Here is a 22,800-nt window from a genome sequence, read left to right on the forward strand (position 1 = left end):
TCAGTTTGATTTTAACGATTCCTGTTTCCAACTGAAATAAAGCACCTATGAAAGATAAAATACCAATATTGATCAAAGGGAAAAAATATGCAGATCAAAGGGGCGAACTGATATACAACAATGACTTTGATCTGACGGAGGTTAAAAGGTATTTTACCATTAAGCCCTCAGCGTTCAGGGCCTGGCACGGCCATAAAAATGAGCAAAATTGGATCAATGTGGTGCGTGGTGCTGTCAAAATTTTGCTTATTGAGCCGGATAATTGGAAAAATCCTTCTCACAATTTACCTCTTTCAGAATACATTTTAAAAGAAGAAGACGGGGATGTTCTTTATATCCCCGGTGGCTACATTTCAGGTATAAAATCTATAATTCCGGATTCAAAACTTGTAGTTTTCTCTAACTTCACACTGGAAGAATCTTTAAAAGACGACTATAGATTTAGTAAGGAAAGATGGTATTTTGAGTCGTTTATGTAAATAATTCCTTTACTAACATTAAAAGCATTTTTTGTAAATAGACTGGAGGACTTAGGAGGTATGACAGGATAGCGTGTCCAGAAAGATGGTTCATGTGTGAATATTACTGCTGCGCGGGGTTGTTCAGCAGTCCTGGGTGCGATGATGCTCTTTTGAAAGAAACATTGGGCTTTCGTTAGCTTGCCAAACAAGAACTTTTGGGAAAAAGATCATTGAGGAAGCCCCAGTGTTTGTCGTAGTGGTTGGAAAATTGGGGCTGGTGTCATTGACTATATTGAGAAGTAAATGAGCAAAAATAGAATATGGCTTTCTTCCCCCCATATGGGTGGAATGGAACAAAATTTTGTAAATACGGCCTTTGAAGAAAACTGGATAGCTCCATTTGGGCCTAATGTAGCCGGTTTTGAACAGGATCTTAAAAACTATTTATTTTCTGATAATGCTCTAGCTGGAAACCTGTCCTATGGGAGGGTACAGGGGGAGGTAGCAGCCCTCAGTTCCGGCACAGCAGCCCTCCATCTGGCACTTATTCTGCTTGGAGTAAAGCAGGGAGATGAAGTACTTTGTCAAAGTTTAACTTTTGCAGCTTCTGCATATTCGATCACCTATGTAGGCGCGGTACCAGTTTTTATAGACAGTGAGAAGCAGACTCTGAACCTTTGTCCACAAGAACTTGAAATAGCTATAAAGGACAGGATATCCAAAGGGAAAAAGCCTAAAGCGTTGATTGCCGTCCATTTGTACGGAATGCCTTATAAAGTGGATGAAATTGAGGAAATATCAAAGCGCTATGACATTCCCGTCATCGAAGATAGTGCCGAGGCTTTGGGGAGTTCTTGGAACGGGAGAAAATGCGGCACCTTTGGAGATATGGCTATTTTATCCTTTAATGGAAATAAGATTATTACGACTTCGGGCGGAGGGGCTCTTGTAACTAAAGAGCTGCGACAAAAGGAAAAAGCAATCTTTCTGGCTACACAGGCACGGGATCAGGCACCGCACTATCAACATAGTGAGATTGGATACAACTACAGAATGAGTAATATAAGTGCGGGCATTGGCAGGGGACAAATGCAGGTTCTGGACAGGCATGTGCAGGCTCGTAGAGCTATGAATAAATTTTACCAGGAGATATTTAAAGACATTCCGGAAGTGAAAGTATTAAAAGAACCTGAAAATAATTACTTTTGCAATCATTGGCTCAGCGTCATAAAAACTAAATGCAGGAAAGCCTTTGATCCGGAGGCACTTAGATTGCATCTTGAAAAAGAGAACATTGAGAGTCGGCTCATATGGAAACCAATGCACCTGCAGCCTGTTTTTAAAGATGCTCCTTTTTACGGAAACGGAATTGCCGCGGCAGCTTTTGAAAACGGGCTATGTCTTCCTTCAGGTTCAAACCTGAGAGAAGAGGAGAAGAACAGAATAAGTACTGCGATAAAAAATTTTATGCAGTAATAGATTATTCCAAATCACAAAGTATATGGGTAAAAAATTAAACAGCGCCCTTCAGCAAATATTATCCTCCGAAAATCGTTTGGATATTCGAAATATTAAATACCTGCCCAGGTGGGCAATTTTGGGTATTGATATTTCCATTATTGTAGTTTCTGTTATTCTTACAGTAATGGCACTTCAGGACCTGACTTCTCAATTCTATAACCTATTGTCTCTACCACAGCGGATGATCCTCGTAGTTGTGGTTAATACATTTTTCTTTTTTATTTTTAGAACCTATTCCGGTCTTATTAGACATTCTTCCTATGTCGATGCATTAAAGATCATGCTTGCCTGCTTTAGTACATTTATCACTCTTTTGGCAGTAAATTATTTGACCTTTTTTCTTATTGGGGAAAAAATTTATCTCGTCGCGGGATTAATTTTTTATTTTCTGGTTTCTTTTTCACTCTTATTTCTTTTTCGCCTTTCAGTAAAACAGGTTTATGAATATTTCAAGCGAACTCAAAGAAATCAAAATTTACAAAAAGCCGTCATTTTCGGAGCTGATGAAAATGCAATTTCAATTGCAGGAGCTTTAGAAATCGAACATCCTAAAAGATTCGATATAAGGGGCTTTATAACTAATGATAATACTAGAAGAAATATTAGGATCCTTGGTAAGCCCGTGGTTTATAACGGTCTGAAGATTAGTGAAGAAGTTATAGCTCTAGGAGCGAATGCCCTAATACTTTCGGAAAACACACTCACGGCCGAGGAAAAGTTTGCGGTTGTTGAGGATTGCCTTGAGCACAATATTAAAGTATTTAACGCTCCGATTGTTTCCCATTACGAGGATGAAAAGTCGGTTTCGCACAAGGTCAAATCTCTCCAGATCGAGGATCTGTTGGACAGAGAGCCTATTCTTCTGAATAAGGAAAATAAAAAACAACAATTAACTGGTAAAACTATTTTGGTAACAGGGGGTGCCGGTTCTATTGGAAGTGAGATCGTACGTCAGGTGGCGGAATATAATCCTGAACTCTTGCTGATCCTTGACCAGGCGGAAACGCCTCTTCATAACCTGCAGCTGGAGATTCAGACGAAATTTCCGGATTTAAGTTATAAATGTATTATTTGCGATGTGAGCAACAGGAAGCGGCTTGAGTTACTTTTAAAAAGAAATCAGGTAGACGTGATCTACCATGCTGCGGCTTATAAACACGTTCCCTTAATGGAGGCCAATCCTCACGAAGCGGTATTCGTCAATATTTTGGGAACAAAAAACCTTGCAGATCTTGCAGTACAGTATGAGGTAGGGCATTTTGTAATGGTATCTACAGACAAGGCTGTAAATCCTACAAATGTGATGGGAGCCTCAAAACGGGCGGCAGAAATGTATGTCCAATCGCTTTATCATTCAGCTTGTGCCGGAGAAACAAAAAGAACAAAATTTATTACTACTCGCTTCGGAAATGTTTTGGGTTCTAATGGTTCAGTTGTTCCTTTGTTCAGGAAGCAAATTGAGAAAGGCGGTCCTGTAACAATTACACATCCTGACATTATTAGGTATTTTATGACCATTCCCGAAGCCTGTCAACTTGTTTTAGAGGCGGGAGCCATGGGAAAGGGCGGAGAGATATTTATTTTCGACATGGGTGAACCTGTGAAAATAATGGATCTGGCGATAAAAATGATAAAATTGGCGGGATACGTTCCTGATAAGCAGATAGGGATCAAGATCACCGGCCTTCGTCCGGGAGAAAAACTTTATGAGGAATTGTTGAGTGAAAAAAGTAGAACTTTGCCAACGCACCATAAAAAGATCATGATTGCCATAGATCAGCCCGGGAACTATGAAGAGATCAATAAACTGGTGGAAAAAATCATCAAATCGGCAAATGAACTCAAAAGCCATAAGGTAGTGGCAAAATTGAAATTTCTTGTTCCGGAATTCAAAAGTAACAATTCTACCTTTGAAAGTCTAGATAAAGATCCCATTTTACATTCAAATCAGAAGAAAATTAGTTAAATGAGTAAAATAAGTCCCCAGAACTTTTTCAACCTTCAAAAGTACTTTTCGAAATTTCTTGTTTTCATTTTTGGAATAACATTAATTTGCTCTTGCTCTACAAGAAAAGAAATAGTTTATTTTCAGGATTATGAAAGACTGAATAATATGGCGAAGCCTCAAGATTTTAAAGCCCGGATTGAGGTTAATGATGTTTTAAAAATAGATGTATCCTCAATGAATGAGGAATTGGCGGTACCTTTCCAAATAAATCTGAATAATCGAGCCGGTGGAAGCGGAGGTAGTAATGCGGTACTCACAGGTTATTTGGTTGATCCTCAAGGAAATATAAATTTCCCGGTGTTGGGGGAAATCCACGTGGCAGGTAAGACCAGGGAAGAACTGCAAGAGGAATTGACTTCAGAACTCCGCGGGAAATATTTAAAAGATGCAGTGGTAAGAGTTCGTATTGTGAACTTTAAAGTCACGGTCATGGGTGAGACTGGAAGTAGGGTTATAGATGTTGTAGATGAAAGAATTTCAGTACCCCAGGCTTTAGCAATGTCTGGTGATATTTCCTACGACGGCCAGAGAGACAAAATATTGGTAATACGGCAAGTGGACGATGAATTGAAGTATGAGATACTGGACCTTACCAGTGTAGATATTTTTCAAAACCCTTTTTATTACTTAAAGCAAAATGATATTGTATATGTGGAACCCACCTACAGAAAGGTAAAGTCGGCCGGATTTATTACGAGTTGGCAGGGAATGGTTTCTATTGTAACCAGCGCGCTTAGTTTATTTATACTTTTTAGCAGATAAGATGGAAGAACTCCAAGAGTTTTCGGAAAAGGAAGAGACGAATATTGATCTAAAGGCGGAGATCTTTAAATATTTAAAATACTGGAAATGGCTCTTATTTGGTTGTTTTCTTGGTTTGTTTATAGCTTATTTGTATAATCGGTACACTTTGCCGGTTTATGCTTCCCAAGCATCCATGATGATTCTCAATGAAGAGAAGAATAATGTTGTAGATGCACTTCCATCGGGTGGATCGTCTATTCTTGCTATAGATGATAAATCTCTTGAAAACCAGATTGTCACATTAAAATCTAAGCGTCTGGTTGAGGGCGTTATCGATGAATTGGATCTGAATATCACCTATTTTCTCGAAGGAAAAGTGATTGCGGTGGAGGCCTACGAAAATAATCCGGTTAGTATAGAATTTTTGACAGAGAAAAGTATTGTTCATGAATCTTCTCTTAATCTTTGGGTAACTCCCAGATCTTCAACGCAATTCCGGCTGGAATCCGAAGATGGATTTTCCGGGACTTATGACTTTGGGCAACCTGTCACTATAGGAGATCTACGTTTTCTTATTGCTCCAGAAAGAACCGGGATTAACACGAACAGTACTATTAATATTGTGGTACGTCCTTTACGTGAAGTGGCCAATGATTATATTTCTAATATGACAGTGGCACCTCAAGGCAAAGCCCAGGATATTTTATCTCTCTCCATAACTGGGGAAATACCTGAGAAATCAAGGGATTTTCTTAACGCCCTTATGGTTCATTTTAATGCGGAAGGAGTTGCTGATAAAAGACAGGTAGCAGAGAATACATCTGAATTTATTCAAAAACGCCTGGAACTTATTTCTCAGGAACTGGATTCTGTAGAAGGTGGGATTGCAGAATTTAAGATCGAGAACCGATTCATGGATGTCTCGAGCAGTGCTAGTGAGTATATGTCTAAGTCTAGCATGGCCGAACAAAAGATTTTTACTCTGGAAACTCAGTTGATGGTCTTGGAAGATATTGAAATTACGTTGCTTTCAGCCAAACCTTATCAGCTTTTGCCGGAAGGTGTAGGCCTTGAACAGGAAGGAATGGTCAGTGCTGTTGGCCAATATAATGAATTGGTTCTGCAGAGAAATGCCTATCTGAAGACAGGGACCCTTCAAAACCCTGTTGTAGAAACCCTTACTGAGCAGTTAGATGCACTAAAAGAAAATATTCTCAGGAATATTGAGCAAACTCGTAGTTCTATCCGTATACAACTACGTGAGCTTAATCAGCTGGATCAAACTGCAGAAGGTCTGTTCAGTACTTTTCCCGGACTAGAAAAGGGGATAAGGAGTATTGAGCGCCAACAGGAGATCAAAGAAGAATTATACCTATTTCTCCTGCAGAGAAGGGAGGAATCAGCAATTTCTTTTGCAGCTACATCTCCTGTTGCTAAAGTTATTGATCCTGCTTATACACTGCCCGAAGCGGTAGACCCTAAGCCCTGGCTTATTCTTACCGGAGGAGGGGTAATAGGATTAATAATTCCGCTCCTCGTTATTTTTTCTATTACTTATCTTGACACTAAAGTGCATCACAAAGGGGAACTTCAGCCTCTAATAAAATACGTGCCATTCCTAGGGGAGATTCCACGAATCCATAAGGAGGAAGCTGAGATGATCCAGTTGAATGATCGTTCTCCTCTCGCAGAGTCTTTTAGGATTTTACGGACAAATCTTGCTTATTTAGTGCAATCCAGAAATAAAGAGAAAGCAGAAGTTCTTTTTGTGACCTCCACAATTAAAGGTGAAGGAAAAACATTTGTTTCTTTTAACCTTGCCCGTACACTTTCGAGTACCGGCAAAAGAATTTTACTTATTGGGGCTGATGTACGTAATCCAAGGCTTCATAAATTCGCAGGAGGGACTTTGGAGACTAAAGGTTTATCTGATTATCTCTATGATAGCGATATTAGGGCTGAGGATATTATTCAACCTATGAACCAGGATAATATTCCTGTAGACGTAGTTTTTTCGGGCGCCATACCCCCAAATCCTGCAGAGCTGTTGATGAATGATAGAATGGAAGAGTTTATTAATGGCCAGAAGGCTAATTATGATTTTATTATTGTAGATACAGCACCTACGATGATAGTTACCGATACACTTCTTATTAGTCAATTAGCTGATACTACAATTTATGTCGTAAGAGCTGGGTATACAGAAAAGAAGTTGCTGGACTTCCCTAAAGATCTAAAGCAACAAGGAAAACTCAAAGGTTTAGCTATTGTGCTTAATGATATAGATTATTCTAAATTCTCCTATGGCGCTAAATATGGTTATTCCTACGGCTACGGATATGGTTATTCAGCCGATGAGGAGAAAAAGGGATTTTTTGACTTTCTCAAAAAACCTTTTAGAAAGAACTAAAAAGTAAAAGTTTCCTTTGTTCGGCAGATTGCCGGAAGAACGAGCTCCAGCTGTTTTTTGGTCAGCTGGGAAGCTGAAAGCTTTTCCAGGTGTCGCTGCTGATGGGTGTCAGTTCCTATAAAATCGATCATTTCATTTTCCAGCAGTCGATAAGCGATTTCCTGCATGTTTTTGCCATAGTGACCAACCAGACTCAGTACATTTAGCTGGAATAAGCAGCCTCTGCCTTTTAATTCCGAGTACTTGTTCAGAGATTTGGAATGAAAGAAAGCATATCGTTCCGGATGTGCCAATACGGGCTTATATTGTGCTGTTTGAAGTTTAAATAAGATCTCATTTAAATTTATTGGCGGCTGGAAATAGGACATTTCAACCAACACCATGTTATCTTTCAAGGTAAGTAGCTTTTCTTTCTCTATAAGCTCAAGAAAAGCCTGGTCCATCATGTATTCGGCAGCCGCTTTGATTGTAATTTCTTTCATTCCTCTGCGCTCTAGTTCTGTAGTAAGAGCTATCCGGGCCTTTTCAATCCTAGCCGGAGTATTAGGATAATAGTCATTCATAACATGTGGGGTAGCAATAAAATGATTGATCCCTAACTGTTGAAAGCCATTTATGAGATCAATAGATGCCTCTACATCTGCAGCACCATCATCAATTCCCGGCAAGATATGGTTGTGAATATCAATAAAACCCTCAAGATGATCCTTTAGAAAATACTTCTTCTGAAAAAAATTAAACATGTCTTGTAATTATGAGATAAAATTACTGATTTTAGTTCTAAGTGTATTGAGCTTTATTGGAAGAGTACTACTTTTACGATCAAACTTTAAGCGTGTTTAAAAAGCTCCCCCTTTTTCTTTTTCTATTCGTTTCAATTATAAATGCACAGGAGATCAAGTATAATGTCTCAACTACTGCTCAAGGGATTTTATATTCCGGGGAGGAAAGTCCGTTCTGGGTGCATTCCAATAAACGTGGCCGGATAGATGAAAAGACCAATGTCAGTTCATGGATCACAGGTACGGGCACCTACAAATTTCGATATGGAGGAATCCTCCAGGCCGGATTAGGAGTTCTGTATCATGAAGGATATTCCAGTGAAGCAAAATTGGACGAATATTTTGTGAGTTACGAAAACAGTAGGATCAAGGTTTTCGCAGGAAGAAAACAAGAGTCCGAAATGTTTCAAGGACTCAGTGCCACAAACGAAAATGTATTATGGTCTCTTAACTCCCGACCAATTCCGGGAATTGGAGCTGACTTAAAACCTATCATGTTTTTTAAACGTGCAGGAATAGGATTTAAAGCTTCATGGGAGGAATTCTTTTCAGACGAGCAAGAAAGATACATTAATAACATCAGGATCCATCATAAAAGCTTTCACTTTATCTTTAATGGGATTCGGAATGTAGAACTTATTGCCGGAGGACATCATTATGTGCAATGGGGAGGCAAATCTGAGGAATATGGTGAATTACCGGCTGGTTTTGAAGATTATTTAAGAGTGATTACCGGAGGTAGTATAATAGGAGGAGAAGGTTTTGTTGGTGAACAGGAGATTAACGGCCTGGGAAATCATCTTGGAGGATACGAAGTGCAGCTGAATACTTCCTTCTCTCACTTTGATGTGTCCCTTATCTATAACACTATTTTTGAAGATTTCTCCGGAATAAAATTACGGAACACTCCCGATGGCCGCTATGGAATTTTCATACGGGATCAACAACCGGAGAAATGGGTGCAGGCCTTTATGTATGAATATTATTTTACCCGAAATCAAAGTAAAAACTATCCTACTACAGACGGAAAAGATAATTACTTCAACAATCATTTATATCGATCCGGATGGACCTATGAGAACAGGATCATTGGTCTTCCTTTTATTCAATTAGATGAAGACAGGTTTAGAGTTGCACATAACAACATTGTGGCTCATCACATCGGTTTAACCGGATTAGGTTTCTATACTTACCCGTACAAGTTGCTAGCCAGCTACAGAGCTAATTACGGAGCCAAAGGCGGTACCTCACAACCTGTCGAACAAATAGTATCAACTTATCTTGATGTGAATGTTTGGCAGGAATTTATTAACGTGAACTTTCAGTTTGGAGCTGATATTCATTTTAAGGAGGATTCATCTAACGTGGGACTTGGCCTACGGATTCATAAAAGCTTTTTCTAAAGCTCTGGATTGAACTTTAAATAAGCTATCTCAAGAAAAAAAGTCTTGGTTCTTATGTCCTGGCTCTTGCCGTCTCTTTACTCATCTTTAAAAAGTATTGTATAGCTCAAATAAATTCCTGCTACTGCGGCCAGCATAAAAAAGATGATCGCCAGTCCCGGATATCCAAAAATGGCAAATGCTGAAGGCACGCTCATCAGCATGGCTGCGCCAATGATCATAGAAGCAATGATCAGCCCCAAAGTAATACGATTTGCAACTTTTTGAAAACCGTCGGTCAGCCTTTTTTCATCGATAGCGTCTATTGCAAAACGAAATTCATTCTTAGCCAGGCTCTCAGTAATTTTATCAATTCGGTCGGGTAGATTTTCAACTAATTTTTTAGAATCCAATACAATGGACAGGATCTCCTCCGGTTTAAGCTCATTGAGCATTTTGTTCTGAAGCAGCTTGTTCATGTAATTTTTAACGGCTTCCCGCAGGTCGTACTCAGGTGCTAAAAATGCGATTATTTGGTCCATGTTCAGAAGGATCTTACCCAGTATATTCACTTCTACCGGAAGATGAATTCCGTTCATTGCAGCGCTGCGGTTCATCTGGATCAGTAGTTTTCCAGTCTGCATGTCTTTTGCAGTACTGTTTTGTCCTTCCTGGACCATAATATTGATTTGCCTTCTGAATTCCTCCTCTGAACTTCCTTCTCTTTTATTGCTCATTCTCAGGAGTATATCAGCTATCTCTTCTCCATTGTTCTTACTTAATGCTAATAGTAATCTCAGAAGAAAATCCTTCATTTTTTTTGAGAATTGGGCTACCATCCCCAGATCAATAAGTGCTATCTTTTCATTTTCCAGGAGATGCACATTCCCCGGGTGAGGGTCAGCGTGTACAAATCCATCAGAGACTATCTGCTTAAGGTAAGCTTCAATGAATTCATCTACCAGAGCAGAATAGTCATTTTCTGTTTTCTTAAGAGGGGAGATGCTGGTGACTTTTTTCCCTTTCACATACTCCATTGTCAGCACCCTGGAAGTGGTATAATCCGGAAAGGGTTGAGGAACGATCAACCTTCTGTATTCCTTCAAATTAATTCCCAGTGTCACAAGATTATTCGCTTCCCTAAGATAATCCAACTCGTGAAGCATGATGCGCCTTAGCTCTGCCAGGACATCACTGAATCCATACTTTTTACCGACCTCTGTATGTTTAACGGCTAAACCTGCCATCTCCTCCAGGGTATCTAAATCCTCCATGAATTTCTTCCTGATTCCCGGCCTCTGAACCTTCACAGCAACGGTTTTACCTGATCTTAATTCTGCCAAATGCACCTGACCAATAGAAGCGCTTGCTAAAGGCTTTTCTTCAAAATAATTAAAAGCTTTGGAAATCTTACTTCCAATTTCACTTTCGACAATTTCCCGTACTTCTTCATAGGAAATTGTCGGTAGATCATCCTGAAGAGAAGCCAGGGCTTTCAAATATCGGTCGGGGAGGAGATCTGGTCTGGTGGAAAGTAGCTGTCCCAGTTTGACATAAGTGGGACCCATTTGTTTAAGATCTTCGACCAGTTCTTCGGGGGATTGCTCATAATCACTAAACGTGCGGGCAGTTTCTTCTTCGAAGGCATTAGACGCAGTCTCATTGAGCAGATCGCTGTTCCAGTATTTAAGCATAAAACTCAGAAACTTCTGATATCTCGCTAGATTTTCGGGGAGGATGGACATAATCGGTTTTATAACTTTCAATTAAAAATAGGACATTATATATCGCTCAAGGCGGGTTTTAAAATATTTTAACTGAAGTTGAAGCTCCTGAACGATTAAAACGTATAATTGATCCTGAATTATTCGTGGCAAAATATTTTGTTCGATACAAACCATTGAGAGAAAATCAATTAAGATTCTCCTAATCTTAAAGCTTTAAAAAAGCAGAAAAAGGTTTGCAGAATACTATCTGATAACATACATTTGCAACCGCAAAATATTTGCAAGTTCATATACAAAATGAGGAGAGTTGCCAGAGTGGTTAATGGAGCAGTTTGCTAAACTGTCGACGAGCAATTGTCGCGTGAGTTCGAATCTCACACTCTCCGCTAAAAAGATTCAAAATTCAAGATATAAAATTCAGGATTCGCTGAGTTAGAATTTGAAATTTGATTTTGAACGTTATCAGCGTCAGCTGATTTCGGGGTGTAGCGTAGCCCGGTTATCGCGCCTGCTTTGGGAGCAGGAGGCCGCAGGTTCGAATCCTGCCACCCCGACAAAACAAAGCCCTGCACGAAAGTGCAGGGCTTTTTTGTTGGACCCAGGCGGGAGCTCGCTCACAAGCCGCAGGACCAACAAAAAAGACCAGGCAGGCGCAAGCCTGCAGGCTTTGTTTTAGTTCCACCCTTTCAGGATCACCGACCGAAGGGAGGTAATCCTGAAGTTAGATTTTAGAAGGTAGAAGTACGAAGTGTTTTGAGTTCGTTCCCAAACCGAAAGGACAACACAAAAGCCCGTGCAGGCGATAGCCTGCAGGCTTCGTTTTAGTTCCTCCCTTTCAAGATCACCGACCGAAGGGAGGTAATCTTGAAGTTAGATTTTAGAAGGTAGAATTACGAAGTGTTTTGAGTTCGTTCCCACCGAAAGGACAACAAAAAAAAGCCCGTGCAGGCGATAGCCTGCAGGCTTTGTTTTAGTTCCACCCCACAGGATCACCGACAAAGAAAGGCTATCCAGAATTAAATCTAAGCCATTAGAAGTTAGTAGAGGCCAAGCTTCATAAACGAAAAAAGTTAGTCCAGACACTAATTTCCTGAAGGCGATTCTTTCCTTTAAACTATTTACTTAAAGATGTCTGAATTTCCTCATTTTTGACACTTGAAATAATTCCAGTTCATCCTGAATTTACTAACTTTATAAGAAACTCCTTTTTGGTTAATCCACCATTATATCAGTCAAGATTTGACGTGCTGCACTGCTGTGTCCTGATTCCAACTTACAACAATCAGGTAACACTGAAAAGAGTGATCGACCAGGTGCTTGAGTTTACCAGTAATGTTATTGTGGTGAATGATGGCTCGACCGACAATACAGCACAAATACTAAAAGATTTTAATTCCCTTCCAATCATCAATATTCCGGTCAATACCGGTAAAGGGAATGCCTTAAAAACAGGTTTTAGAGAGGCCTATAAAATGGGATATAAGTATGCCATTTCCATGGATTCTGACGGGCAGCATTTTCCCGATGATCTGCAAGTATTTTTAGATGCTCTCGAATCTCACCTGCCAACAAATCCTGATCTTTTGGTGATAGGTTCGAGAAAAATGGATGATCCCACTGTTCCCGAAAAAAGCAGTATTGGCAACCGTTTCTCCAGTTTCTGGTTTTGGGTGGAGACAGGTGTGGATCTTAAAGACACCCAATGTGGTTACAGGCTTTACCCTCTGGAGGTCATTAATTCGCTGAATCTATTTACTTCCAGATTTGAACTGGAGATAGAGGTGATCGTAAAGGCAGCATGGAAAGGAGTGAAAGTGATAAATCTCCCGGTCAAGGTGCTGTACGATCCAAATGAACGGGTCTCTCATTTCAAACCCTGGCAGGACGTCGCAAGGATCACTGTCTTGAATATTTACTTTGTATTTGTTGCAGCTTTCTACATTGCACCTCGCAACCTTTTGCGGAAGTTAACTGGTAAAAAAAAAGAGGTGCCAAAAAAGACATTTTCGGGCAATGAGATTCCGATGGAATAAGCTAGGGTCAGCATTTTTCACAGACAAGCACTGCTTTTTCACCGGAAACTAATGTGGTGAAAAACAAGAAGTCCTCTCCGCCATCTTTGATCTTCAGGATTTTCCGAAGATTTTCTACAGACTCAGAGAAGTTTCGGGTGGTAAGATTAGCTTTTTTAAGATCAAGATCCTTTCTAAGCTGCTTCTTTTTAAAGGGGAGAACTTTTTTGATCCTGAACCGTCTACCGGGAAAGCTTTTTAATATTTCCGAAGTGTAAAGCTGCGTGTTGGGATGTAGCTTTTTAAGCTCAAATTCTCTTCCTAAATTAGCAAATAATCCACTTTTCATGATTGCAGCATTAGGCTCGTAGAGATACTCAAGTGGTTCGCTGTACTCTTCAGGTATATCTTTTCCAAAGAGGCTTTGAAACACCTGCTTTTCCTCTTTCTGAAAATTCACAGTCTTCATCCTGATCCCTTCGGAAGCTTCTTTTTTAATTATCCACAGCAATTCTTTAACATCATTATCAACCGCAATAACATGGATCTCGTTGACGTTTTTCAACTCTCTTAATCCGGCCTGTAAGTCTAAAAGAGGGGATGTCTTTACTAAGAGGTTTTTTGACTTACTCTGGAGTAATTCAAGATTTTCAGGAACATTCGGTAAACAATTGGAAAGGAAAAATACCCTACCGCCCAGCTCATCTCTACGGGAAGGATCCAGGTAGACCCACTCAAATTCTTCAGATGAATTCCGAAGATATTCCATACCATCTCCAGCTTCAGAAATGACATTTTTGGCACCTAAGATCTCAAAGTTGTGTTGAGCTATTTCCTGCAATTCTTCATTCAGTTCAAAGTGCTTAAGTATTTGCACTTTTTGAGCAAAATAGAAGGAATCGATCCCAAAACCGCCGGTAAGATCGGCCATATTCTCTCCGGTGATCAAAGAAGCTTTATATTCTGCTGTAATTTCAGAAGAAGTCTGTTCCAGGTTGATATTTGGAGGATAAACTATTCCGCGGGTCTTGAACCAGGTGGGAAGTTTCTTTTCAGCCTTTTTTTTTCCGGCGAGCTGCACCAGTAATTCCCGGGTAGAGATCTCCTCAAAAGGACTCCCCTGAAATGCCATTTTTGACACCTCTTCTTTATAATGCTTCTCAACAAAATCCTGCACCTCTTTATTTAGAAGCCGCCTGTTCATCTAGAGATCTCGTGTAAGTCGTTTTACGATCTTGTATTCACTTAAAGATTCCTTCGCAATCACTTTTACTGCTGTGTAAAAAGGAACAGCAACTACCATCCCCATGATTCCCGAGGTGAGACCTGCAATAAGGATTACCAGAAAGATCTCCAGAGGATGAGATCGCACGCTGGCTCCAAATATGAGTGGCTGATTAATAAAATTATCGATCAATTGGCAGATCAAATAGCCCGACATCACGTAAATGAGCTGCGGAAGAATAATGGTTTGGAAATCGGCTCCCAAGTTGCTGGAGATCACGAATAGTGAGACGAGAATTCCGGCAATAATGGGACCCAGATAGGGCACGATGTTCAAAAATGCACAAATAAATGCTATGGCTATAGGGTTGTCAATCTCAAATAAAGACAAAAGGATGCTGTATAAAATAAATAGCACAGTGATCTGCATGGTTAGCCCCACAAAATATCTCGAAAGAAGCACCTTGATCTTATTGAAAACCCTCTGAAATTTGTCTTCATGTCCTTTATTGGCGAAAACAAGGATACTGTTCAACATAAGTTTGCTGTCCTTCAGGAAGAAGAAGGCTATAAAGATCACTGAAAAAACTGCAATGATCCCGGCGCCCAGAATTCCGAAGAAATTATTCAGGTAACGTGGAATTGTCGTAAGATCGAAATTCCTCACAAACTCCGTTTGCTTGATACCTTCAATAATATCAATTTCTTCAACTCCAAGATAATTGTTGATCTGGTTATTTAGTTCATTAAGGTCGCGGGTAAAGGCGTCCATATCTATCTGGCCAAGGTTCTTGCTCTGTTCGACAACAATAGGTATGAAAATGGTGATAAGGCCAATGAAACTACACACCACGAGGAGCAGTACGATGACTACCGCGACCTTATTGGGGACCTTTAAATGATTTTTCAGGAATATGACTACCGGCCTGCCAACAAGGGAAATTACCCCCGCAATGGCAATGTAAATAAGTACCGACTGTATGAGGTACAGGAAATAAAGAAGAAATGCCACTCCGAGTATTATGGCTATAGCCCGAAGTATTCCGTAGGAAAGTTCTTTTTCGTTCACGAAGTAAATATATTATTTCTCAGCGAACTGGCTGCAGGCTTTTAGTAATTTCAAATAAGGCTATTGCTGCCGCATGAGTGACATTCATGCTGCTATTTTCTCCAAACATATTGATGTGCAAGAAGTTATCGGCCAGTTTTAAGATATTGTTCTGAATACCCGTTCTTTCGTTCCCAAGCACCAGGGCCATTTTTTCTACTTCTGAAAAGTCCAAATCCTGCATGGGCTTACTATTCAAAGTGATCTCTAGAGCAAAAATCTTATATCCCGAATCTTTCAGATCTCTGCATACTGCTTCGGAACTTTCATGCTCCTCAAAAATGACATTTTTGACTGTTGCTCTGGCAGTTCTCCTCAGTCTATTGCTTTGAATATCTACAGAAGTACCACAAAAAACAAGCTTCTCAATATTAAAGGCATCAGACAGCCGGAAGAGGCTCCCGATATTCGCGGGTCCCGAAACCCCGTCCATAACCAGGATCAAGGGAAATTTTTTCTTTGAAAAATTAGTGGTAGAGTGGGTTTTCTGCATTAGTTGGAAAAAGCATATTTGAGAATATTGGCACCCATTTGCAGTGCCTTACGCCTTACATCTTCAGGATCGTTGTGCACCTGCGGGTCTTCCCAGCCGTCGCCGAGATCACTCTCATAGGTGAACAGGCACAAGAGACGATCATTTTCAAAAATGCCAAAAGCCTGAGGCTTTAGTCCGTCATGTTCATGGATCTTGGGCAACCCATTCGGGAAATTAAAAGCTGCCGAAAAAATAGGGTGGGAGGAAGGGAGTTCCTCTAATTCCTTATCGGGAAAAACCTTTTTTAATTCGCGGCGGACGAACTCGTTCATCCCGTAATTATCGTCAATATGAAGAAAGCCGCCAGCCAACAAATAATTTCTAAGGTTGGCAGCCTCTTCTTCGCTGAAGTAGACATTTCCATGGCCAGTCATATGCACAAAAGGATATTGAAATATATCTGTGCTGCCGGGTTCCACAGTCGCCGGACTTGATTCTATTGAGGTCTGAATATTTTGATTGCAGAATTTTATAAGATTCGGTAGGGCAGTGGGGTTGCTGTACCAGTCACCTCCACCGCCATATTTGAGAATTGCCACCTCCTGAGCCTTCAGCAATCCGGAAGTAGAAAGAACCAGAAATAATACAATGAGTAATTTCTTCATGTCTCTAAAATAGCAAAAAGAAAGCTTACTATTCTTCATTTACTAACGCGGCTGTATGGCAGGCTACTATCGCAGCGGTTTCTGTCCTTAACCTGCTGTTTCCAAGACTTACCGGTTGCCATCCCGCTGCTACTGCCTGCTCTACCTCCTGTGGAGAAAAGTCGCCTTCGGGTCCAATTAAAATGGTGGCCGAAATGCCCTTTTTGAATACTTTAGAAAGTAGTTTTCTTGGCTTTGCTTCCTCACAATGGGCAATAAATTTCGCTTCCGGATGATTTTGTTTCAAGAATTCCAAAAAACCCACCGGTTCATGGAGGATTGGCACTCGTGTATGCAGTGATTGCTTTAAAGCACTTTGGATCACCCGTTGAAATCGCTCATTTTTTACCACTTTTCGCTCGCTGTGGTCACAAATTACTGGGGTGATCTCCTGAATCCCGATCTCTGTTGCTTTTTCAAGAAACCACTCATATCGATCGTTCATTTTTGTAGGCGCAACCGCGAGGTGGAGGTGGTAGGGTGCTGGAGGCTCTTTTTCAGCCGATAATATTCTGGCGCTGCAATTATTTGGTCCAGCGAGGGTGATCTCAGTTTCAAAGATCCATCCCTTTCCGTTGGTAAGCTGAAGCACATCGCCTTCCCGCTTCCGCAGAACCTTTACAATATGTTTGCTCTCGTCCCTGGAAAAGCGAACTTCTTTGTCATTTTCGGAAACTGAAGGTTGAAAGAATAACTGCATGGATCTAGAATTTATATCGGGCTTTTGCGGTGATCCCCATATTTGCAAAATCTTCTGAAAGGTATTTGTAGTGACCTGCAATAGCGATCATTGCTGCATTATCTGTGGTGTACTCGAATTTAGGAATAAAGGTCTTCCATTGGTACCTGGCTTCAGCTTCCTTAAGTGTCCGTCTTATTCCGCTGTTTGCTGAAACTCCGCCACCAATGGCTATCTGTCTAATCCCCGTTTGCTTCACGGCCTTTTTCAGTTTATCCATTAAAATTCCAATGATGGTATGCTGAATGGACGCACAGATATCTTCTATATTCTCCTCAATGAACTTCGGATTTTCCTTTAATTGCTTCTGAACAAAATAGAGGATGGAAGTTTTAAGTCCGCTAAAACTAAAGTTGAGCCCATCCACTTTAGGTTTGGGAAAAGGAAATGCTTTTGGATTTCCGGTTTGGGCATATTTATCAACCAAAGGTCCGCCGGGATAGGGCAACCCGAGTATTTTTGCACTTTTGTCAAAAGCTTCTCCAACAGCATCATCCAAAGTTTCACCTATAACTTCCATTTTAAAGTGGTCATCCACCCTTACGATCTGTGTATGTCCACCGCTAATGGTAAGAGCCAGGAAAGGGAATTCAGGTTTTTGAAATTCTTCCTCCTCAATAAAATGAGCCAGGATATGAGCCTGCATGTGGTTCACATCGAGTAACGGAATGTTCAAGCCTAAGGACAAGGATTTTGCAAAGGAGGTTCCCACCAGTAGAGATCCCATTAATCCCGGGCCACGGGTAAAAGCAATGGCCGAGAGATCTTCCTTTTGAATTCCGGCTCTGGAAAGCGCCTCATGGATCACCGGAACTATGTTCTGTTGATGGGCTCTGGAAGCCAGTTCGGGAACCACTCCGCCATATTTTTTATGTACCTCCTGGGTGGCAATTACATTGGAGAGGATTTTTCCATTATGTAGTACGGCTGCGGCCGTGTCATCACAGGATGATTCAATGCCTAGTATGTAAATATTTTGTGCTGCCATCCTTAGTATTTAGGCCCGAAAATTGTTAATATTGTTCGCAAAGTTATAACTAAAAAATCTATCAGAAAATTCTGGAAAATACTGGGTAAAACGCTGCTCGCCCTGCTGCTGCTTTTCATCATTTTGTTGATCGTATTTTCTATACCCTCTGTCCAAACCTTTGTTGCAAAGAAGATAACCGATAACCTCAAAGAAACCAAGGATGTAGATATAAGAATAGGGCGGGTTGGCCTTACCTACAGTGGTAAATTAAAGTTACAGGATGTTCTTATCCTGGACCACCATCAGGATACACTTATTTATTCAGAAAACGTAAGAACTTCTGCCACCAGTCTTAGAAGCATTTACAACAACAATCCTACCCTTGGAGCTACAACAGCAAAAGAGCTTTACATGGATATGAAGGTTTATGAAGGAGAAGAGCGTGATAACCTGAATATCTTCCTTAACAAACTTAAGAGCCAAACAAAAAAGGAATCTACTCCTTTTCTTCTTGCTATTTCCCGGTTAGAAGTCATTAATGGAAGGTATAGCTACACGAATTATAACCTCAATTATCCCGAAGTTATTTCCCTTGATGATCTCAATATTCTGGCAAGTGAGCTTCTTGTTGACGGATCTGATGTGTACGTCGAGGTTGAAAGGTTGTCTGGTTTTGAAAAAAGGGGAATTCAGGTAGATCATTTGAGTACAGCCTTCAGTTATACTTCCGAAGAAATGGCTTTGGAAGATCTTGAGGTGGAGACACCACATTCCAGGATAGATGCAGATGTGAGATTTGATATCACCAACGGTTTTGCGGGATTCATCAATAAAGTTCCTGTAAAGGCTGTTTTCCGGCCATCCACCATTTCTACAAGTGACCTGCAGCCTTTTTATGATAAATTCGGTAATGATCAGGAAATAAGGTTCTCAACCAGGCTAGACGGAATATTAAATGATTTTCACCTGTCAGATCTGGAAATGACGGGTCTTGACCGGACTCGTTTGGCCGGTGAACTTCAAATACGCAACTCTTTGTCTACAGAAGAGGAGGAGTTTTCGCTTGAAGGTAGTCTTAGTGAACTTTCTACTAATTATTATGACCTGGTGAATCTTTTACCGGGTCTGCTTCGGGAGAAATTACCTGCAGAGCTTAAGGAATTTGGAAATGTACGAATGGAAGGCAATATCTATGTTTCTGAAAATTCTCTTTCCACTAAAGCTCTCCTGTTCTCGCAACTAGGGACTGCAAATGTGGATCTTGATTTAAAAGGTTTTGGTGAAACAGATCTTACTTCCTATAAGGGACGTCTTCAAGTGAAAAACTTTAATGTAGGCCGACTCGCAAATTTACAAGCCCTGGGAACTACCTCTTTTAATATCACTTTTGACGGACGGGGTTTTACTACTGAAACACTTAATACTCAGGTGCAGGGAGTTATTTCGAGATTTGTTTATCGTGGATATGCATATAATAACCTAAAGGTGCGTGGAACATTAAAGGCTCCATTATTTAATGGAAATGTTGTTTCTCTGGACCCCAATCTTGAAATGGAATTTAATGGACTTGCCGATTTTTCGGCAGGTACAAATGTTTATGATTTTGAAGCTTCTGTTGCTCATGCGAATCTGGCTGCAATGAACCTCGTAAAAAGAGATAGTTTAGCCATATTCCAGGGTGATATTATTATGAACATGGAAGGAACGAATCTCAACAATTTTGAAGGAGAGATTTACCTGCTAAATACCTCGTATAAGAACGAGAATGACTCTTATATGTTCAAGGACCTGGAAATTACCTCTTCCTTTGATGGACCGGTAAGGACAATTCAGGTGAATTCGCCCGATGTTATAAGCGGTACAATAGAAGGAATATTTGATATTACAGAAGTGCCCGCCCTTGTGGAGAATGCAGTTGGTAGTCTCTATACCAATTATCGCCCTAATAAGATCACCACCAATCAATATCTTAATTTTGACTTTGATATCTACAATAAGATCGTAGAAGTTTTTTACCCCGAGATCACTCTCGCTCCCAATACTTTTATCCGCGGAAGCGTAGAATCTGATGAATCTGAATTCCGCCTTGCTTTTCGATCACCTGAAATAAAAGCTTTCGATAACCTGTTCGAAAAGGTTAACATTCAGGTAGATAACTCCAATCCCCTTTTTAACACCTTTATTGAAATTGATAGCGTAGCGACTAATTTCTACAACATCAAAGATTTCAACCTTATTAATGTTACCCTTAATGATACGCTCTTTATCCGTTCAGAATTTAGGGGTGGGCCTAAAAGCAATGACGTTTTCAATCTTAACATGTACCACACCATAAATGAAAACAATAATTCTGTGGTGGGCTTACAACGTTCAGATATTAAGTTCAAGGAAAGTGTATGGCATCTTAACGAAGAAGGAAACAGGTCCAATAGAGTCATTTTTTCAAATGGAATGAACAACATAAGAGTCGACTCCCTGGTGTTAAGTCATGAAAATGAAGAAATACGCCTGGCAGGCCAAATGAGAGATTCGACATATAAGGATTTTCAAATGGAGTTTGAAAACGTAGATCTATATAAGATCACTCCGGAGATCAATAGCCTGGAGATGGGAGGTTTGGTCAATGGCTCTTTGAATCTATTGCAGGAGGATGGCGCCTATTATCCGAACACTTCTCTTACCGTGCGGGATTTGACGATCAATGATCAACTGCTTGGAGTGCTCAACCTTGACGTGATGGGTAACCGGGACCTGAGCCTGTACAATGTCAATACCTCTCTTCGCAATGCCGGTCTCGAATCTTTATCGGCTATTGGGGAAATTGTTGTGGATGGCGAAACTCCCGAGATCGACCTGGAGGTTGAACTAAAGAATTTTGATATGTCGGCATTTAGCCCACTGGGGCGGGATGTTTTGAATAATATTCGGGGGTTGGTTTCCGGGGAGGCCGATGTTACCGGAGATTACCGAAATCCGGATATTAACGGGCGTCTATTTTTGAATCGGGCAGGTTTATCTATTCCTTACCTGGATGTTGACTATGCTTTTGAAGAAGGCGCTGTTGTGAACCTAACAAGACAACAGTTCAATTTTGACGAGATAACTATCACTGATACAAAATTTAAAACTACCGGGGTGCTGGATGGCACGATTTCACACACCAATTTCAGCGATTGGGTCCTGGGTTTGAATATTTCCACAGACAGGCTACTTGTACTCGATACAGAATATGATGAAGAAGCTCTTTATTATGGTACCGGCTTCATTGGTGGCAACGCTTCGATCTATGGTCCCACTTCAGAATTGGTCATTGATGTAATAGGAACTACCCGCAGGGGAACAGTATTCAAAATCCCTATTAATGATTCAGAGAGTATCGGTGACAATTCCTTTATTCACTTTTTGAGCCCGGAGGAAAAAGCTGCGAGACTGGCCGGAGAGGAACTGGAGTTTCAGGAAGTAAAAGGATTGGAGCTTAACTTTGATCTTGATGTAACCAATGATGCTCTTGTAGAGCTTGATATTGACGGCAGTATTCTGCGTGGAAGGGGAGCAGGGACTTTGCTGATCGAGATCAATACCCTCGGAAAATTCAATATGTGGGGAGACTTTATTGCAAATACCGGAGAATATATCTTTAACTACGGAGCTCTTCAAAAGCGATTTGAAGTGCGGCCGGGGGGAACCATTAACTGGAATGGAAACCCGGCCCTTGCTGATCTCAACATGAGTGCTATTTATGAAGCTCATGCCAACCCTGCTGTGATCCTGGATAATCCGGGAATTAGCCGGAGAATACCTGTAGATGTGGTGATCAACCTGGAAGGTGAACTTGTGCAACCTGATATTTCTTTTGATATCGAATACCCCAATGTGGCTTCGGCGGTAAGATCTGAACTTGAATATAAGATCGAAACAAGTGGAAATAGTGAAGCTCAGGCATTTTCACTGCTTGCACTAGGGCAATTCTATACTCCCGATGTACTTGGAGGAAATGCAAGTAGCGCTATAATTGGTGGCGTATTCCAGAGTGCATCTTCAGGTTTGTTTAGCAGCTTGATTGGTGATGATGGAGGGGTTTTCGAAGTCGGTCTTAACTACGAACAGGGCTCAAGAACACCGGAACAGTCAATGGCCGACAGGTTTGGGGTTACTCTTTCGACCCAGATAAGTGAAAGGGTTTTGATCAATGGTCAGGTCGGGGTGCCGGTGGGTGGTGTTACCGAGACTGTTATTGTAGGAAACCTCGAGATCGAATTTTTACTTAACGAAGAAGGAAATCTTCGTGCAAAGATCTTCAACAGGGAAAATAACATCCAATACCTTGGTGAGGAGCTTGGCTTTACTCAGGGGGTAGGATTGTCTTACCAGGTGGATTTTGACACCTTCAAAGAGCTGTTGCGCAAGATCGTTGATAAGGAAGTTACAACTGCCGCCATTCGGGAGGATGATGAAAAAGAGCAGGGGGAGCAAAAGAAAAGCCTGGCGCCGGCTTATATAAGATTTCCGGGAGCAGATGAATTTTAATTTAAG

Annotated in this window: 16 protein-coding genes and 2 tRNA genes; 10 read left to right on the forward strand and 8 right to left on the reverse strand. The window is 40.8% G+C overall.

Going from position 1 to position 22,800, the window contains the following annotated elements; genetic code table 11:
• Nucleotides 1-47 precede the first annotated feature (47 nt).
• The 5 genes from ACXYMT_RS09510 to ACXYMT_RS09530 all read left to right on the forward strand — a co-directional run bounded on the left by ACXYMT_RS09510 (nt 48) and on the right by ACXYMT_RS09530 (nt 7,144).
• Nucleotides 48-479: a cupin domain-containing protein gene (locus ACXYMT_RS09510; protein ID WP_459058840.1), complete on the forward strand. Its 432-nt coding sequence runs from the start codon at nt 48-50 to the stop codon at nt 477-479.
• Nucleotides 480-764: 285 nt separating this feature from the next.
• Nucleotides 765-1,937, forward strand: coding sequence for a DegT/DnrJ/EryC1/StrS family aminotransferase (locus tag ACXYMT_RS09515; RefSeq protein WP_459058841.1), 1,173 nt, complete (start codon nt 765-767; stop codon nt 1,935-1,937).
• A gap of 25 nt (nt 1,938-1,962) precedes the next feature.
• Nucleotides 1,963-3,948 carry a polysaccharide biosynthesis protein gene (locus ACXYMT_RS09520; protein WP_459058842.1) on the forward strand — a complete coding sequence of 662 codons (1,986 nt, stop codon included), beginning with the start codon at nt 1,963-1,965 and terminating at the stop codon, nt 3,946-3,948.
• 147 nt (nt 3,949-4,095) lie between these two features.
• The gene (locus ACXYMT_RS09525; RefSeq protein WP_459058843.1) at nt 4,096-4,752 is read left to right on the forward strand and encodes a polysaccharide biosynthesis/export family protein; all 657 of its coding nucleotides are present in this window, start codon (nt 4,096-4,098) and stop codon (nt 4,750-4,752) included.
• Between the two features lies 1 nt (nt 4,753).
• A complete protein-coding gene (locus ACXYMT_RS09530; protein ID WP_459058844.1) occupies nt 4,754-7,144 on the forward strand; it encodes a GumC family protein in 2,391 nt (796 codons plus the stop codon).
• Here the strand turns inward: ACXYMT_RS09530 and ACXYMT_RS09535 are convergent.
• A complete protein-coding gene (locus ACXYMT_RS09535; RefSeq protein ID WP_459058845.1) occupies nt 7,141-7,887 on the reverse strand; it encodes a tyrosine-protein phosphatase in 747 nt (248 codons plus the stop codon). The two genes, ACXYMT_RS09530 and ACXYMT_RS09535, sit on opposite strands and share 4 nt — an antisense overlap.
• A 92-nt stretch (nt 7,888-7,979) precedes the next feature.
• On the opposite strand from ACXYMT_RS09535, the gene ACXYMT_RS09540 reads away from it, so the two are divergent.
• Complete coding sequence (locus ACXYMT_RS09540; protein ID WP_459058846.1) at nt 7,980-9,329, forward strand: capsule assembly Wzi family protein; 1,350 nt, start codon at nt 7,980-7,982, stop codon at nt 9,327-9,329.
• Nucleotides 9,330-9,406: 77 nt separating this feature from the next.
• On the opposite strand, the gene ACXYMT_RS09545 is transcribed toward ACXYMT_RS09540, so the two are convergent.
• The gene (locus tag ACXYMT_RS09545) at nt 9,407-11,053 is read right to left on the reverse strand and encodes an ABC1 kinase family protein (protein ID WP_459058847.1); all 1,647 of its coding nucleotides are present in this window, start codon (nt 11,051-11,053) and stop codon (nt 9,407-9,409) included.
• Nucleotides 11,054-11,336: 283 nt separating this feature from the next.
• Between ACXYMT_RS09545 and ACXYMT_RS09550 the strand changes: the two genes are divergently transcribed.
• From ACXYMT_RS09550 to ACXYMT_RS09560, 3 genes are all read left to right on the forward strand, one after another.
• Nucleotides 11,337-11,421 (forward strand) — tRNA-Ser (locus ACXYMT_RS09550).
• 93 nt (nt 11,422-11,514) lie between these two features.
• Nucleotides 11,515-11,589 (forward strand) — tRNA-Pro (locus ACXYMT_RS09555).
• Nucleotides 11,590-12,243: 654 nt separating this feature from the next.
• Nucleotides 12,244-13,068 (forward strand): glycosyltransferase family 2 protein, encoded by an 825-nt coding sequence (locus ACXYMT_RS09560; protein WP_459058848.1) that lies wholly within the window; start codon nt 12,244-12,246, stop codon nt 13,066-13,068.
• 7 nt (nt 13,069-13,075) lie between these two features.
• Here the strand turns inward: ACXYMT_RS09560 and ACXYMT_RS09565 are convergent, their stop codons facing one another.
• From ACXYMT_RS09565 to tsaD, 6 genes are read right to left on the reverse strand one after another with little or no spacing between them, the layout of a single operon-like run.
• Entirely contained in the window at nt 13,076-14,251 is a 1,176-nt protein-coding gene (locus ACXYMT_RS09565; protein WP_459058849.1) for a THUMP-like domain-containing protein, read from the reverse strand.
• On the reverse strand, nt 14,252-15,340 hold the full coding sequence (locus ACXYMT_RS09570) for an AI-2E family transporter (protein WP_459058850.1): 1,089 nt from the start codon (nt 15,338-15,340) through the stop codon (nt 14,252-14,254).
• 19 nt (nt 15,341-15,359) lie between these two features.
• Nucleotides 15,360-15,872 carry a TrmH family RNA methyltransferase gene (locus ACXYMT_RS09575; RefSeq protein WP_459058851.1) on the reverse strand — a complete coding sequence of 171 codons (513 nt, stop codon included), beginning with the start codon at nt 15,870-15,872 and terminating at the stop codon, nt 15,360-15,362.
• Nucleotides 15,872-16,519, reverse strand: coding sequence for a DUF4159 domain-containing protein (locus ACXYMT_RS09580; protein ID WP_459058852.1), 648 nt, complete (start codon nt 16,517-16,519; stop codon nt 15,872-15,874). Before ACXYMT_RS09580 ends, ACXYMT_RS09575 begins: the two co-directional genes overlap by 1 nt.
• A 28-nt stretch (nt 16,520-16,547) precedes the next feature.
• On the reverse strand, nt 16,548-17,258 hold the full coding sequence (locus ACXYMT_RS09585; protein WP_459058853.1) for a 16S rRNA (uracil(1498)-N(3))-methyltransferase: 711 nt from the start codon (nt 17,256-17,258) through the stop codon (nt 16,548-16,550).
• A gap of 4 nt (nt 17,259-17,262) precedes the next feature.
• Nucleotides 17,263-18,285: a tRNA (adenosine(37)-N6)-threonylcarbamoyltransferase complex transferase subunit TsaD gene (gene tsaD / locus ACXYMT_RS09590; protein ID WP_459058854.1), complete on the reverse strand. Its 1,023-nt coding sequence runs from the start codon at nt 18,283-18,285 to the stop codon at nt 17,263-17,265.
• A 126-nt stretch (nt 18,286-18,411) separates the two neighbouring features.
• On the opposite strand from tsaD, the gene ACXYMT_RS09595 reads away from it, so the two are divergent.
• Complete coding sequence (locus ACXYMT_RS09595; RefSeq protein ID WP_459058855.1) at nt 18,412-22,794, forward strand: translocation/assembly module TamB domain-containing protein; 4,383 nt, start codon at nt 18,412-18,414, stop codon at nt 22,792-22,794.
• Nucleotides 22,795-22,800: the final 6 nt, after the last annotated feature.

This window comes from Salinimicrobium sp. CAU 1759 (genome assembly GCF_054482715.1).